The organism is Brachybacterium sp. GU-2 (assembly GCF_030866705.2).
GTDB classification, from domain to species: Bacteria; Actinomycetota; Actinomycetes; order Actinomycetales; family Dermabacteraceae; genus Brachybacterium; species Brachybacterium conglomeratum.
In genome coordinates, this window is sequence record NZ_CP133037.2 from 1,256,412 (window position 1) to 1,270,810 (window position 14,399).

Genomic DNA, 14,399 nt, shown 5'->3' on the forward strand with positions numbered 1-14,399 from the left:
GACGGACGGAGGGAGCCGGGCCCGGCGAAAGGCGCCGACCCCGCGCCGCGACGGAGCCTGCGCCGCAGCGGAGCCTGCGCCGCGGCCCAGCCGGCACGGCGACGCCGAGCCGGCCGGCTCAGGTCGAGGCGGAGTCCATCAGCGCGGCGACGATCCGGCCGACGGTCGGCGGGTCCAGGGCGCGACCGTGCTGGTCGGTCAGGTAGAGCACGTCGACCGCGCGCCGTCCCAGGGTCATGACGTGGGCGCTGCGCACCTGCAGCCCGTGGACGGTGATCGTCTCGGCGACGTCGGCCAGCAGGCTCGGGCGGTTGCGGGCGTTGACCTGCACAACGGTCGCCTCGCGGGAGGCTCCGGGCAGGACGGTCACCACGGGGGCGTCCTCGGTGGTGCGCAGCGGCGGGGCCGGCGGCAGCTCGAGCACCCTCGCGTCGGCCCGGTCCCGGTGCGCGAGCTCGCGGTCCAGTGTCGTGCGCACCACGGAGGGGTGCGGGAGGTCGGACTGGGTGCCGGTGACCCACCAGGTGTTCACGGCCACGCCGTCCTGGGTGCTGACCACGGCGCTGTGCACGTCGAGCCGCAGTCGCACCAGCACCCGCGCCATGGCCGCGAACACGCCGGGGCCGTCGAGCGCGCCGAGGCACAGCTGGGAGATCGGCTCGTCGTCCAGCGGGGCGGGGTAGATGACCTGGGCGCTGTCGCTGCGGCGCACCGCGGCGAGCACGGCGTCCTGGGCGGAGCGCTGCGGGGCGAGGCGCGTGCGGGGCGCGGTCGCGGTGCCGCGCAGGGCGTCGCGTCCGAGGTCGGTGAGGTGGTCGACGAGGTCGGCGCGCCAGGTGGACCAGGCCGACGGGCCGGCGGCGATCGCGTCGGCCTCGGTCAGGGCGCGCAGCAGCTCGAGGGTGTCGGGGTCCTCGTCCACCGCGCGCAGCAGCTCGCGCAGGGTCGCGGGGTCGGCGAGGTCGCGGCCGGTGGCGAGGCCCACCAGGGTCAGGTGCTCGCGCACGAGGATCGCGATCGTGCGGGAATCAGCCCGGTCGAAGCCGAGGTGCCGGGCCGCGGTCTCGGCGAGCGGCGCGCCTTCGGCGGCGTGGTCGCGCATCCCGGGCCGCTTGCCGAGGTCGTGCAGCAGCGCCGTGACCAGCAGCAGGTCGGGTCGGCTGACGCGGGGCAGGAAGCGCTGCGCCTCGAGCACGGTCTCGATCTGGTGGCGGTCCACGGTGAAGCGGTGCACGGCCGAGCGCTGGGGCCGGTTGCGGATCTCGGCCCAGCCGGGCACCCAGCGGGAGAAGACTCCCTTGACGTCGAGGGCCTCGTAGGCGTCGGCGAGGTGCTCGCCGGCGAGCGCGTCCACCAGCACGTCGCGCTGGGCGGGCAGCAGCGGCGCCACGGGCTCCTGCGCCATGCGGGCGAGGGTCGCCTCGGCGAGCGGGAGCCCCGTGGTCGCGGCGTGGCGCACCGCGGCCACGTCCCGCAGCAGATCGCGGGACGAGGGGTCGACGGACACCTCTCCGGCCTGCACGATCACGCCGTGCCCGGGGCGTTCGAGGGCGGGACGGCGCGCCGTGCCGACGCCGCGGGTGGCGCTCCCGCCGGGGGCGATCGCGGCCTCCGCGGCACGCACCGCGCGGTGCAGCTCCCAGGTCACGGCCCGGGCGGCCTCGGCGAGGACGGCGTGGTGGTCGTCGGCGGTGGCGTGGCCGGTCAGCGCCGCGACCGCGTCCTGGTCGGCGCGGCCCAGGCGCGTGCCCGAGGTGCCGGTGACGGCCTGGAGCGCGTCGCGCGCGTCGCGGAGGGTGCGGGAGGCGGCGTCGACGACTTCGTGGTCGTGATCGGCCAGCCAGCTCTCGGCGAGCGCGCGGATCACGGTGATGTCGCGCAGCCCGCCGCGGTCGGACTTGAGGTTCGGCTCGGTGGAGTGGGCGAGGGAGCCGTAGCGTCGATCACGGTCCGCGGCGAGGTCCACGACCTCCCCGACCCGCCGGCGCGCCTCTCGCCGCCACCGGGCACGGACCCGGGCGGCGGTGTCGAGGGCGAGCTGCTCGTCCCCGGCGACGCACCGCAGGTCCAGCAGCGCGATGGCCGTGCGGAGGTCGGTGCCGGCGACCTCCTCGCACTCCTCGGGGCTGCGCACCGAATGGTCCAGGGAGGTGCCGGAGTCCCAGATCGGATACCACAGCGCCCCGGCGAGCGCGGCGGCCTGCTCGGGGCCCACCCGGGCGGGGTCCACGAGCAGCACCAGGTCGAGGTCGCTCGCAGGGCCGAGGGAGCGCCGGCCGAGCGAGCCGATCGCGGCGAGCGCCGCGCCGCCGTCCCCGGGCACGGCCTCGCCGGCCCGCTCCCACAGGGTGCGCAGCCAGTCGTCGACGAGGTCGGACTGGGCGAGCCTGCGGGAGGGACCGGCGGAGGGATCCGCGAAGCCCTCGTGGAGCACCTGGGTGATCCGGCGGGAGGAGAGCTCCTCAGAGGGCATCCGCCCCCCGTTCCCCGGTGCGCACGCGCACCGCGGTGCCGACGTCGGTGGTCCAGATCTTCCCGTCGCCGATCCTCCCGCTGCGGGAGGCGGCGAGGATCAGGTCGATGATCGCGGGCTCGTCGCTCTCCAGCGCGAGCACCTCGACCTTGATCTTGGGGATGGTGTCGATGGTGTACTCGGCGCCGCGGTAGACCTCGGTGTGGCCGCCCTGGCGGCCGTAGCCGGCGACCTCGGTGACGGTCAGGCCCGTCACCCCGTACTCGCGCAGGGAGTCGGTGACATCCTGCAGGGCGTGCGGCTGGATGATGGCGGTGATCAGCTTCATCGGGGCTCTCCTGCGACGGCGGGACGGGTGGTCTCCTCGGCGGCGTCCGCGCCGGGTCCGGCGGCCTCGCGGACCGGGCCGGGCCCTTCGACGGGGGCCGGGTTGCGGGGCTCGGGACCGGGGTCCCGGGGCGAGAAGGCGGGGGTCGAGGGGCGGTCCCGGCGGGAGGCCAGGGCGCCGACCAGATCGTATCCGGCCTCGGCGTGATGGGTGATGTCGATCCCGGCGCGCTCGTCGGCCTCGGGGATCCTCCATCCCATCGTGTACTTGAGCACCAGGGCGATGGCGAGGGTCAGCACCGCGGAGATCAGCATGGCCACGATCGCGACGAGGGTCTGGACCAGCAGCAGGCTCGCGCCGCCGCCGAGGAGGAGGCCGCCGTCCACCGCGAGGAAGCCGATCCCGATGGTGCCGACGAGGCCGCCGACCAGGTGCACGCCGACCACGTCCAGGGAGTCGTCGATGCCGAAGCGGTACTTCAGGCCGACGGCGAGGGCGCAGGCGAGACCTGCCGCGAGTCCGAGCACGATCGAGGTGAGCGGCGTGAGCGCGGCGGCCGCCGGGGTGATGGCGACCAGGCCGGCGACGACGCCCGAGGCCATGCCGAGCGAGGTGACGTGCTTGTCGCGGATCCGCTCCACGAGTGCCCAGCCGAGCATGGCACCCGCCGTGGCCACCGTGGTGTTGACCCAGGCCAGGCCCGCGGTCCCGTCGGCCGTGCCGGCGGAGCCGCCGTTGAAGCCGAACCAGCCGAACCACAGCAGCGCGGCGCCGAGCATGACCAGCGGCAGGTTGTGGGGCTTCATCGGCTCCTTGCCGAAGCCCTTGCGCGCTCCGACCACCAGGGCGAGCACGAGACCGGCGACGCCGGCGTTGATGTGGACCACGGTGCCGCCGGCGAAGTCGACCGGCTCGGCGATCGCGGCGAAGGGGCCGTCGCCGCTGAGCAGGCCGCCGCCCCAGACCATGTGGGCCAGGGGTGCGTACACGATCAGCACCCACAGCGCGGCGAAGACCAGCCAGGTGCCGAGCTTGACGCGGTCGGCGATCGCGCCGGAGATCAGGGCGGTGGAGATGATCGCGAAGGTCATCTGGAAGCCTGCGGCGACGAGGAAGGGCACGCCGCTCTCGGCGAGGATGGACTGGTCGTCGGTGCCGGCCAGGCCCAGGAACTCCAGCGGACTCCCGAACAGGCCGCCGACGTCGGTGCCGAAGGCGATCGAGTATCCGGCGACGGTCCAGGCGATCGCGACCACGGCGATGGCGCTGAAGGACATCAGCATCATGTTCAGCACGGTGCGGGCACGCACCATGCCTCCGTAGAAGAGGGACAGGCCGGGGGTCATCAGCAGCACGAGCGCCGCGCTGGTGAGGATCCAGGCGGTCGCCCCCGTGTCGAGGGTGAAGTCCATGGCGGCTCCAGTCAGAGGAGGGGCCGGCGGCCGGGATCGAGGTGCCGACCTGCCGTACGGCCGGGAGGGCCGTGCTCACAGAGTGCGGTAGCAGCCGGGAATCACCTAGGCGGAAGGGCCGCCGTGATCGTTCCGTGACCGAGGGGTCCGGGACGCGGGACGGACCGGGCGGAGGTGCTGACCCGCCGCCTAGCGTCGTCCCGACGGCACCCGCCGAGCCCTCCGCAGCGTCGCGGGAGCACTCCGCTCCGCCCCTCGGCGGACGACCTCGAGGAGACGATCCCGCCCGTGACCCCATCGACGACCCCGCTGCCGACCGACGACCTGTCCTCGGACCGCTTCGCGCGGCATGCCGCCGCCACGCTCCGACGCGGGGTGGGCCGGCGGCAGATGCTGCAGGTCGCCGCGGCCCTGGGGGCGGGCGGCGCGCTGATGTCGGCCTGCGCCCCGTCGTCCGGGGAGCCCGCGACCGGGGATCCGACGGCGCCCTCCGGGGCCGGGCAGATCCTGCAGCCGGGACGAGGGGAGATCCCCGGCGACCACTACCTCGGCTCGGAGACGGACCAGGTGATGTGGGGCTATGTGCCCACCGTCCACTCCGATCCGGTGCTGACCGTCGGCTCCGGCGAGACCGTGACCATCGATGCGGTCTCCCACGAGGGGATACTCGAGGATCAGGGCCGGGACCCGCTGGAGTTCTTCGGCGCGCACGGCGTGGAGGCCGGCTCGGTGCTCGAGGACGCGATCGCGATCGCCGCCGACTACGACCGCACCGCCCGTGACTTCGCCGCCGACGGCCCTCACGTGGTCACCGGGCCCATCGCCGTCGAGGGCGCCGAGGTCGGCGACGTGCTGAAGATCGAGACCCTCGAGGCGGTCCCCCGCGTCCCCTACGGCGTGGTCTCCAGTCGGCACGGCAAGGGCGCGCTCGCGCTCACCGCCGACGGCGCCGCGCCGGAGGGTGCATCCCTCGAGCAGGTGATGCCGGCGGCGTCGACGGACGGCCGGGGCACGGCCGACCCGATGGCCTGGGGCAACGTCTCGGTGTTCACCCCGATCGAGGACGGCCACGGCGTGATGGCCTTCGACGGCGGGGCGGCCCGGTTCCCGCTGAGGCCCTTCATGGGGATGATGGGCGTGGCCCGCGCGGAGGCCTCCTCCCCCACGGATCCCTCCGCCAACTCGATCCCGCCGACCCTCGGGGGCGGCAACATCGACATCCGCCTGCTGGGCCCCGGCTCCACGTTCTACCTGCCGGTCCATGCCCCCGGCGCCCTGTTCTACGTCGGCGACCCGCACCATGCGATGGGCGACGGGGAGGTGGCGCTGACCGCTATGGAGGGCTCGCTGCGCGGCACCTTCCGTCTGACGGTGTGCAAGGAGGGCGAGGGGGACGCGCCGCGGATCGCGCACCGCTATCCCTTCGCGGAGACCGCCGACGCGTGGATCCCCATCGGGCTGTCCGATCCCGACGGGTCGGTCGACGGCCAGGGCAGCGACCTCGACGTCGCGCTGCGCACGGCCGTCGTCAACGCGCTGGAGTTCCTGGAGCAGGAGCTCGGCATGGACCGCGCGATCGCCTACGCCTATCTCTCCGCCGCCGCGGACTTCACGATCTCCCAGGTCGTGGACCGCACCGTCGGGGTGCACGGGATCATCGCCAAGAGCCACTTCGCCTGAGACGCGGGACGGCCCGGGCGATCGCTGGGGATCGCCCGGGCCGTCGGGGTGCTGCAGGGCCTGGTCGCTCAGCCCTCCAGCAGCGCGTCGACGAAGCCGTGCGGGTCGAAGGGCGTGAGGTCGTCCATGCCCTCGCCGAGGCCGACCATCTTCACGGGCACGCCGAGCTCGCGCTGGACGTTGACGACGATGCCGCCCTTGGCGGTGCCGTCGAGCTTGGTGAGCACGATGCCGGTGATGTTCACGGCCTCGGAGAACACCCTCGCCTGCTGCATGCCGTTCTGGCCGGTGGTGGCGTCGATGACGAGCAGCACCTCGGCGACCTCGTCGCCGTGCAGGCCCTTCTCGGCGACCCGGCGCACCTTGCCGAGCTCGTCCATCAGGCCCTTCTTGTTCTGCAGGCGGCCGGCGGTGTCGATGATCACCACGTCGACCTCCTGCTCGATGCCCTTCTTCACGGCGTCGAAGGCGACGGCGGCGGGGTCGGCGCCGTCGCGGTCGGCGCGGACGGTGTCCACGCCGACCCGGGAGCCCCAGGTCTCGAGCTGGTCGGCGGCGGCGGCGCGGAAGGTATCGGCCGCGCCGAGCACGACGGTGCGGTCCGCGGCGACGAGCACGCGGGCGAGCTTGCCGACGGTGGTGGTCTTCCCGGTGCCGTTGACACCGACCATCAGCAGCACGGAGGGGACCTCGGTGCCGTCCTCGGCGGTGCGGCGGGTCGCGGCGAGGCGGCGGTCCAGGTCCGGGTCGACGAGCGCGACGAGCTCCTCGCGCAGCACCTCGCGCACGGCGGCGACGTCGTCGGTGCCGAGCACCTGGATGCGTCGCTTGAGGTTCTCGAGCATCTCGTCGGTCGCGGCCGGGCCGAGGTCGGCCATCAGCAGCGTCTCCTCGATCTCGTCCCAGGTCTCCTCGTCGACCGTGGAGCGGGTGAGGAGGGTGAGGATGCCGCGGCCGAGGGCGCCGGAGCGGGAGAGCCGCTCGCGCAGGCGCAGCATGCGGCTCTCGGGTGCCTCGGGGGTCTCGATGACGGGGCCGGCAGGGGCGGTCGTGGCGGCGTCCTCGGCGGGAGCCTCGGGCTGTGCGGTCCCGACCGGTGCGGTCTCCGTCGGAGCGGCGGTATCGGTCCCTGCAGTGCCGGGCTCCGCAGTGCCGGGCTCCGCAGTGCCGGGACCGGCTGTGTCGGCCGGTGCCGTTCCGGCGGGGGCGTCGGCGGGTGCGGACGCGGCGGGGGCCTCGGGCGCCTCCTGGTCGAAGGGGACGTCCTCGGCGGGGGCGGTCTTCTCCGCGGGTGCGGCGCCGTCCGGCGCCTGCTCGCCCGGGGCGGGCCGCTCGGCGGTCTTCGGGGCCGGGGCGGAGAGGGTGTCGGCCCAGGTCGGGGCGGCGGGTCGCTCCTTGACCGCGGTCGCGGTGCCGGTGGTGGAGCCGGACTCGCTCCTCGAGGAGTCCTCGCCGCCGCGCTGCTCGTCGCGGTCCGACGAGGAGGACGAGCGGCCGCGGCTGCGGATGTAGGCCCAGGCGCCGACGCCGAGCACGACGACACCACCGCCGCCTCCGGCGATCAGGGCGAGTAGGGCATCGGGATCCACGGGTCACCTCCGAGGTCGGGGAAGCCGGCGATGCGGCGAGGACAGCTGCCAGTCTAGGGCCGTCGCCGGGCCGTCCCTGCGTGAGTCCCGGATCCGGGCGCGACCTGCATCGCCGGGGCCCGATGGACGGGGCGGGTCAGCCGCGGCCGGTGCGGGAGGTGTGGCGCGGATGCTCCGCGGCCGGGCCGTCCTCGTCCTCGCGCGGGAGGCGCAGATGGGGCATCGCGACGGCTGCCAGGATCACGACGGCCAGCACCACGGCGAGGATCAGGAAGAGCACGACGACGAAGGGCAGCTGCATGCCCATATTGTGCACCGACGACGGCGCGGTCCCCGGGAGCGTCCTGGACGGCGCGTCACCGGGAACCGCGGGGACCGGCGGGCCTGCACGGCCCGCCGATCGCAGGGCTCAGCCGAGGCCCGGGAACCAGATCCCGATCTCGCGCTCGGCGGACTCCTCGGAGTCGGAGCCGTGGACGAGGTTCTGGATGACGGGGAGGTCCTGCTCGCAGGCGAGGTCACCGCGGATGGTGCCGGGCGCGGCCTCGGTGGGGTTGGTGGCGCCGGCCAGGGAGCGGAAGCCCTTGATGACGTTCACGCCCTCGACGACGAGCGCCACGAGGGGGGCGGCGCCCATGTACTCCACGAGGCCGGGGTAGAAGGGCTTGCCCTCGTGCTCGGCGTAGTGGGCGGCGAGCTCCTCGGCGGTGGCGGTGCGCTGGGCGAGGGCGACGATGTCGTAGCCCTTCGCCTCGATGCGGCGGAGGATCTCGCCGCGCAGGCTGCGCTGGACGGCGTCGGGCTTGAGCAGGACGAGTGTGCGCTGTGCGGTCATGGGATCAGGGTACCCACAGGTCAGCCGTGGTCATGTCAGCGCTCGTCCGTCCCGTCGGAGGCCAGCAGCCTCGCGTCCACGGCGTCCTTCTCGCGGTCCAGCTGGTGTCCCTTGACCATGCCGTAGGCGAGCATGGCGGCGAAGCCGAGGCCGATCACCCACATCGCGGAGACCTGGAGGCCGAGCAGGATCGCCGGGACCTGGAGGGCGAGGGCGAGCCAGTACGCCCAGGCACCGCGGCTGAGCAGCCCCCCGTTCAGCAGCAGGGCGATCGCGGTGACGAGTCCCCAGGTCCAGGTCAGGGCCCGGTCGTCGGGGGCGAGCTGATGGGCGACGAGCACCGCGAAGAAGACGACGAGCGCCTCGCACACGAGCACCGTCGCGGTGATCATCCGCTGTGCGCCGTGGGAGCGGGTGGAGGGGGTGAGGTCGAGGTCCATCGGGCTCACACCTCCTCGGGGACGCCGAGCAGGTCGCGGACCTCCGCGGCGAGGGTGACGGACCCGGCGACGACCACGCCGCCGAACTGGTCGCCGTCGGCCTCGGCGAGGTCGACCGCGATCTGGATCGCGTCGGGCAGGCTCTCCTGCTCGAGCACCCGGTCCTCGTCCTCGAAGATCTCGCGGGCGATGTCGGCCAGGCGGTCCGCGGGGATCGCGCGGGGGGAGCTGGAGCGGGTGATGACCACGGCGTCCAGCAGCGGCTCTAGCACCTCGAGGATGTCGTCGGCCTCCTTCTCCTGGAGGATGCCGACCACGCCGATGGTGCGGGTGAAGCGGAAGTTCTCGCGCACGGTCGCGACGAGGGTCAGGGCGCCGGCGGGGTTGTGCGCGGCGTCCAGCAGCACCGTCGGCGCCTGGCGCACCACCTCGGCGCGCCCCGGGGAGGTGACGCTCGACAGCGCCGCCTGCAGCAGCTCGCCGTCCAGCGGGGAGGTGCCGCCGCCCAGCAGCGCCTCCGCGGCGGCGACGGCGAGCAGGGCGTTGCGGGCCTGGTGCTCGCCGAGGAGGGAGAGGAACACCTCCTCGTAGCGGCCGGCGATCCCCTGAAGCGAGAGCATCTGCCCGCCGACGCCCGGGGTGCGGGCGAGCACGCCGATCTGCTGCCCCTCGACGGAGGCCTCCGCGCCGAGCTCCGCCACCCTCTCGCGCAGCACGTCGGCGGCGTCCTGGTAGGGCTGCTCGGCGAGGACCGCGATCGCCTCGGAGGTGAGGATCCCGGCCTTCTCCCCCGCGATCTCGGCGATCGTGTCGCCGAGGTACTCCTGGTGGTCCAGGGAGATCGGGGTGATCACGGCGACGTCGGGGTCGACCGCGCCGGTCGCGTCCCAGGTGCCGCCGAGGCCGGTCTCGACCACGGCGACGTCCACGGGGGCGGAGGCGAAGGCCTGGAAGGCCATCGCGGTGAGGTACTCGAAGTAGGTCAGCGGCGGGCCGCCGGCGGCCTGCGACTCGGCGTCGACGATCTGCGCGAAGGGCTCGACGTCGCGATATGCCTGGAGGAAGCCCTCCTCGTCGATGGGCGCGCCGTCGATCGCGATCCGCTCCGTGGGCGAGTGGAGGTGGGGGCTCGTGGTGCGGCCCGTGCGCAGCCCGGCCTCGCGCAGGATCCGCTCGAGGATCCGGGCGGTGGTGGTCTTGCCGTTGGTGCCGGCGATGCGGATCGAGCGGTAGGAGTTCTGGGGGTCGCCCATCAGCTCCATCACCCGGCGGATCCGGCTGAGGTCCGGCTCGATGCGGTTCTCCGGTGCGCGCTCGAGGAGCGCGGCATAGACCTCCCGCAGCTCGGGGGACATCGCCGGACGGGAGGAACCCGGGCGGGGAGAACTGGGCACTGCGGCTCCTGGGTGCGGGGCGGGACGGGCCGGATCAGTGTACGAGGGGCGCCTGGGACCCGGGGACCGGACGCCCCCCGCCGGGGACCGGACGCCCCCCGCCGGGGACCGGGCGGCCCCCGGGGCGCGGGTGACCGGGGGCCGGACGGCCGGGGCCCCGCGCGACCGCTCCTCCCCACGTCGCGATCGTCCACAGCCCGCCCCTCTCCCGCTCGGTCGCCGCCGCGGCCTCCCTAGCCTGACCGCGAGCGCCGGCGCCGTCGGGGCAGAGGACGCCGAGCCACGGGCTCGGCAGGGCGAGGAGACGGGAGGGACGGCATGGGGGACGGGGCCGACGCGATGCTCGGCATGGACACGGACCGATGCCGCTTGCAGGCCGACCGCCTGGAGGCGGCCGCTGACCGGCTCACGGGGCTGCGAGCGAGAGTCGACGACGCCGTCGGCGCCGCGACCTGGCACGGCCCGGACGCCGACGCCTTCCGGCTCCGCTGGACCCTGCTGTCCCGGGGCCGTCTGCGCGAGGCCGGCGATCGCCTGGACCTGCTCGCCCGCCGGATCCGCGTCGAGGCCATGGCGCAGGAGCGCGCGTCGGCGGCCGACGGGCACGGCGTGGCCTCCCCGGGCCGTGCGCTCGCCCCCGCCGGAGCAGGAGGACGACTCCTCGCGGGTCCCTCCGCCGCGGCGTCCCTCCCCCTCCGCCGTGCTCCCGCGCCCGCCGCCCTCGTCTCCGACGCCCTCGGCGCCGGAGTCGCACTCGGCACCGCGGAGCTCACGGGCGTCGTGGTCGGGCTCGGCGGCGACTCGGACGGGATCGACCAGGTCCGGGACGAGCTCGGGCACCTCGGCGGGATGTTCGAGGACTGGGCGGCAGGCGGGGACGCCCCCACCCTCGCCCAGCTCGGCGCGAGCACCCTCCTCCTCAGCGGCGCGATCGCGCTCGCGCCGGTGGAGACCGTGACCGACACCGGTCTCCTCGACCCGCGCACCGACGTCAGCGTGCACGCCGTCGTGGAGGTCCCCTCGAGCACGACACCTCGCAGCCTCGCGAACCTCGTCGCGGCGAACGACGAGGCCCGCCGACCGCTCGCAGGCGTCCCCGCCGACGCCGACCGGGACGGTGCCGCGGCGGGGCGGGTGCGGATCCAGACCGTGCGCGGCCGGGACGGGGGCGAGGCGTTCATCGTCCACGCCCCGCCGACCGGGGGCGCGCCGATCTGGGATCCCGACTCCTGGGGGCCGCAGGGGAACTCCGCCGGCTGGGACTCGAACCTGCGGACCATGGCTGGGCAGGAGTCCGCGGCGATGGCCGACCTCCGCGCGGCGATGGCCGCGGCAGGGATCCCCGACGGGGCGCGGGTGATGGTCGTGGGCCACTCACAGGGCGGGCTGACAGCCGCGCATCTGGCGGCGGACCCCGGCTTCAACCGGGCCGACGGAGCACCGGGCAGCTACGACATCACCCACAGCTTCTCGGTCGGGTCCCCGGTGGAGACGGTGGTGCCGGCGCAGGCCTCGACCAGCACGGTCAACGTCTCGCACAGCTCGGCGCTCGAGCCGTCCCTGCTGCTGCGGCATCCCGCGACCTGGCCGGCGCCGCTGCGGATCGCTGATCCAGTGCCGCTGCTGGACCTGGACGGGTACCGGATCGACGGCAGCCGCGTCTCCTCCCCCGCCGTCCGCGAAGTGGTGCTCGAGGCGCCGGCTCCCGCTCTCGGCGGGGCCTCTCCGTTGGAGAACGCCCATGAGTCGGTGCTGCGCACGGAGCAGGGCGTGGACCCGACCGGCGGCTATCACGGGAGCCTGCAGGCTGGGTCGGGGACCGACCCTGTGCTCGCCGCGCTGCAGGAGGACCTGGAGGGCGTCTACCTGGGTGGCGGGGTCACGCTGGTCGAGGACGTCGTGGTCGAGGTGGGCAGGGAGGACCTCCGGTGAGCGCGGAGCAGGACCGGGCTCCGCCGGCGGAGGACTCGGCGGGCGCCGCACGCCGATGCCTCGGGCCCCGGCTCAGGTCAGCCCGTATCTCGCGTAGAGAGTGCTCGCGGTCACCCGGTCCAGGCGGTAGTCCTCGACGGGCATGTCCGGGTCGAGGCCCCGGACCGTGAACTCCTCGGCTCCGCCGATGAAGCCCATGATCCCGCCGACGGTGATGTTCCCGTCGTCCTCATCGCCGTCGTGCAGCGTCGTCACGACAGCGCGCATGGCCTCGTCGTAGATCTCGAACGCGACGTCACGATCGTCGCTGCCGAGGTCGATCCTGCCGTGCAGCAGACGCTGGAAGGTCCCGCTGATGGAGCTGTCGAGCTCGCACCCGTCCACGCCCTCGACCTCGAGCACCGCCTCGGTGACCCGGCGGGTCCGCCGGCTCCCGGAGCAGCCGGCCAGCAGCGATGCGACCGCGATCCCCGCCCCGAGGAGCGCTGCTCGCCGTCCGATCCTGCCGTCCATGGCCTCCCCCTTCGCGCCGTCGGCCCTCAGGATCTCACCTGACGGTCGAGCTGCCCCCGGCGAGTTCGCGCACGGGCACGCCGGCTGCGGCGTGAACGGCACTGCGACGGGACCGATCGCGAACGCCGTCACCGCACGCGGGCGCCGCGCTCCATCCCGCTCAGGCGACCTTCCAGCGGTAGACGAAGGCGGCGACGGCGTCGCGCTTGATCGGCTCGTAGGGGCGGAAGGTGCCGTCGGACCAGCCGTTGGCGTACCCCTGGGACGACATCCAGCTGATCTCCTTGTAGAAGTCCTCCGAACCCCGGTTCACGTCCTTGAACGGGGACCGGGTCGGCGCGGTGTACGGGGGCTCGCCGGCGGCGCGATAGAGGAAGGCGGCCATCGCGTCGCGCTTGATCGGCTCGTACGGACGGAAGGTGCCATCGGACCAGCCCCGCGCCAGCCCCACCGAATGCGCCCAGGTGATCTCCTTGTAGAAGATCGTGTCCTTCGAGTTCACGTCCTTGAAAGGCGAGACCTTCGGCGGGGTGAACGCGGGCGAGCCTGCCGCCCGGTACAGGAAGGCGATCACGGCGTCGCGCTTGATCGGGTCGTAGGGGCGGTAGACGGCGCTCGCACCGCTCCCCCACCCCGTGGAGTAGCCCATGTGCTTCATCCAGGCGATCTCGGTGAAGAAGATCGTGGTGTCGTAGGGGACGTCCGCGAAGGGGTCCGCGGGCTTCTTCCCGAGCGGCGCGGCGACCGGGTACCGCGAGGCGCTCGCGCCCGTCGGGGAGCCGAACCACTGCGAGTACAGGCGGGAGAAGTTGCGGTTGCCGTAGGTGGCGCAGACGTCGTCGGCCACGGCCGCGGAGCCCGCGTCGAGGGTCGCCTGGGTGGGGGTGAAGGGGGTGTAGTTGTACAGCGCGGCGGTGGCCCGGTTCGAGATGGTGACCTTCCCGTAGCCGCAGAAGGCGAAGGGGCTGTACTGGATGTCGTAGGTGCGGCCAGCCTGGTAGCGGTAGCCGCGCTTCGCATCTCCGTACGCCTGCAGGCGCACCCCGGCGTTGTAGATCTGCTGGGCGAAGCCGGCGTACCTCGGGTCGCAGGTCTGGAAGTCGGGGCAGCCGAAGCCCAGCGCCTCCCGCAGCATCTTCGGGGTCGCATTGCGCGTGGTGACGAGGCCCTGCTCCTTCTGGAGCATGGTCAGGAGCACCTTGGGGCTGATGCTGCAGGCGCGGGCGACGTCCGCGATGATCGTCCCGGCGCTCGCCGCCTTCTTCGCGGGGATCGCGGCGCAGTAGGCGTCCTTCGCCCGCTGCGGGGTGTCCATCCGGAGGTCCTTGAGGCAGTCGGCGCCGTCAGTTCCACGGGTGCAGCTCGCGCCCTTTTGGTCGAGGAAGGCGTCGACCTGGGCGGCGGTCATGGAGGTGCCCGCGAACATCTGCGCATCGCTGATGAGGGTGCCGGGGACGAAGCCGCCGAGGCCGGCGGGCGGGGTGCGGGCCTCGGAGCCGGGTGCCGCGCCGAGGACGCCGGCTGAGGCGATCAGCACGGCGAGCACGAGGAGCGCGAGACGCCGACGAGCTCGCGGCGGAGCGGTCGTCGAGGAGGACCGGGCGGGGGCGGGCGTGGACATGCGCTCTCCTGGGGATCGGGGATCCCCAGCTGGATCCCTCCCCATGATACGGCCCACAGATGACCAGAAACGCGCCCTGACCAGCCGATACTCAGTCGTGACCCGAGCGGGGCCGCAAATCGTCACGAAGCGGGCGAACCGACGTCCACCGCTGTGATCGGGACGCGCGGGAGGGCCGACGG

At 74.0% G+C, this 14,399-nt stretch carries 12 protein-coding genes; 2 read left to right on the forward strand and 10 right to left on the reverse strand.

Features of this window, described 5'->3' with window-relative positions; translation table 11 throughout:
- Window positions 1-118: 118 nt before the first annotated feature.
- The 3 genes from RBL05_RS05795 to RBL05_RS05805 are packed head-to-tail and all read right to left on the reverse strand — an operon-like array spanning window position 119 to window position 4,213.
- Window positions 119-2,473: an HD domain-containing protein gene (locus RBL05_RS05795; RefSeq protein ID WP_308740286.1), complete on the reverse strand. Its 2,355-nt coding sequence runs from the start codon at window positions 2,471-2,473 to the stop codon at window positions 119-121.
- On the reverse strand, window positions 2,463-2,801 hold the full coding sequence (locus RBL05_RS05800) for a P-II family nitrogen regulator (RefSeq protein WP_308740285.1): 339 nt from the start codon (window positions 2,799-2,801) through the stop codon (window positions 2,463-2,465). The genes RBL05_RS05795 and RBL05_RS05800 overlap by 11 nt, the downstream gene beginning before the upstream one ends.
- Window positions 2,798-4,213 (reverse strand): ammonium transporter, encoded by a 1,416-nt coding sequence (locus RBL05_RS05805; protein WP_308740284.1) that lies wholly within the window; start codon window positions 4,211-4,213, stop codon window positions 2,798-2,800. Before RBL05_RS05805 ends, RBL05_RS05800 begins: the two co-directional genes overlap by 4 nt.
- Before the next feature lie 288 nt (window positions 4,214-4,501).
- Between RBL05_RS05805 and RBL05_RS05810 the strand changes: the two genes are divergently transcribed.
- On the forward strand, window positions 4,502-5,893 hold the full coding sequence (locus RBL05_RS05810) for an acetamidase/formamidase family protein (protein WP_308740283.1): 1,392 nt from the start codon (window positions 4,502-4,504) through the stop codon (window positions 5,891-5,893).
- Between the two features lie 68 nt (window positions 5,894-5,961).
- Here the strand turns inward: RBL05_RS05810 and ftsY are convergent, their stop codons facing one another.
- The 5 genes from ftsY to RBL05_RS05835 all read right to left on the reverse strand — a co-directional run bounded on the left by ftsY (window position 5,962) and on the right by RBL05_RS05835 (window position 10,112).
- The gene (gene ftsY / locus RBL05_RS05815) at window positions 5,962-7,482 is read right to left on the reverse strand and encodes a signal recognition particle-docking protein FtsY (RefSeq protein ID WP_308740282.1); all 1,521 of its coding nucleotides are present in this window, start codon (window positions 7,480-7,482) and stop codon (window positions 5,962-5,964) included.
- 136 nt (window positions 7,483-7,618) lie between these two features.
- The gene (locus RBL05_RS05820; protein WP_308740281.1) at window positions 7,619-7,783 is read right to left on the reverse strand and encodes a hypothetical protein; all 165 of its coding nucleotides are present in this window, start codon (window positions 7,781-7,783) and stop codon (window positions 7,619-7,621) included.
- 108 nt (window positions 7,784-7,891) lie between these two features.
- Entirely contained in the window at window positions 7,892-8,317 is a 426-nt protein-coding gene (gene ndk, locus RBL05_RS05825; RefSeq protein WP_053917468.1) for a nucleoside-diphosphate kinase, read from the reverse strand.
- A 35-nt stretch (window positions 8,318-8,352) separates the two neighbouring features.
- Window positions 8,353-8,757, reverse strand: a complete 405-nt coding sequence (locus RBL05_RS05830) for a DUF4233 domain-containing protein (protein ID WP_318604313.1) — start codon at window positions 8,755-8,757, stop codon at window positions 8,353-8,355.
- Window positions 8,758-8,762: 5 nt separating this feature from the next.
- Window positions 8,763-10,112 (reverse strand): folylpolyglutamate synthase/dihydrofolate synthase family protein, encoded by a 1,350-nt coding sequence (locus RBL05_RS05835; protein WP_318604152.1) that lies wholly within the window; start codon window positions 10,110-10,112, stop codon window positions 8,763-8,765.
- 357 nt (window positions 10,113-10,469) lie between these two features.
- On the opposite strand from RBL05_RS05835, the gene RBL05_RS05840 reads away from it, so the two are divergent.
- Window positions 10,470-12,083 (forward strand): hypothetical protein, encoded by a 1,614-nt coding sequence (locus RBL05_RS05840; RefSeq protein ID WP_308740280.1) that lies wholly within the window; start codon window positions 10,470-10,472, stop codon window positions 12,081-12,083.
- Window positions 12,084-12,155: 72 nt separating this feature from the next.
- Here RBL05_RS05840 and RBL05_RS05845 read toward each other — a convergent pair whose 3' ends face one another.
- Together RBL05_RS05845 and RBL05_RS05850 are read right to left on the reverse strand one after the other, a co-directional pair.
- Complete coding sequence (locus RBL05_RS05845) at window positions 12,156-12,596, reverse strand: hypothetical protein (RefSeq protein ID WP_308740279.1); 441 nt, start codon at window positions 12,594-12,596, stop codon at window positions 12,156-12,158.
- Window positions 12,597-12,756: 160 nt separating this feature from the next.
- A complete protein-coding gene (locus tag RBL05_RS05850; protein WP_308740278.1) occupies window positions 12,757-14,217 on the reverse strand; it encodes an S-layer homology domain-containing protein in 1,461 nt (486 codons plus the stop codon).
- Between the last annotated feature and the right edge of the window lie 182 nt (window positions 14,218-14,399).

Excerpts from the sequence above, each read along its gene's own strand:
- RBL05_RS05795 (WP_308740286.1), bottom strand. The coding sequence starts at position 2,473 with ATGCCCTCTGAGGAGCTCTCCTCCCGCCGGATCACCCAGGTGCTCCAC.
- RBL05_RS05800 (WP_308740285.1), bottom strand. The coding sequence starts at position 2,801 with ATGAAGCTGATCACCGCCATCATCCAGCCGCACGCCCTGCAGGATGTC.
- RBL05_RS05805 (WP_308740284.1), bottom strand. The coding sequence starts at position 4,213 with ATGGACTTCACCCTCGACACGGGGGCGACCGCCTGGATCCTCACCAGC.
- RBL05_RS05820 (WP_308740281.1), bottom strand. The coding sequence starts at position 7,783 with ATGCAGCTGCCCTTCGTCGTCGTGCTCTTCCTGATCCTCGCCGTGGTG.
- ndk (WP_053917468.1), bottom strand. The coding sequence starts at position 8,317 with ATGACCGCACAGCGCACACTCGTCCTGCTCAAGCCCGACGCCGTCCAG.
- RBL05_RS05830 (WP_318604313.1), bottom strand. The coding sequence starts at position 8,757 with ATGGACCTCGACCTCACCCCCTCCACCCGCTCCCACGGCGCACAGCGG.
- RBL05_RS05835 (WP_318604152.1), bottom strand. The coding sequence starts at position 10,112 with ATGTCCCCCGAGCTGCGGGAGGTCTATGCCGCGCTCCTCGAGCGCGCA.
- RBL05_RS05840 (WP_308740280.1), top strand. The coding sequence starts at position 10,470 with ATGGGGGACGGGGCCGACGCGATGCTCGGCATGGACACGGACCGATGC.
- RBL05_RS05845 (WP_308740279.1), bottom strand. The coding sequence starts at position 12,596 with ATGGACGGCAGGATCGGACGGCGAGCAGCGCTCCTCGGGGCGGGGATC.
- RBL05_RS05850 (WP_308740278.1), bottom strand. The coding sequence starts at position 14,217 with ATGTCCACGCCCGCCCCCGCCCGGTCCTCCTCGACGACCGCTCCGCCG.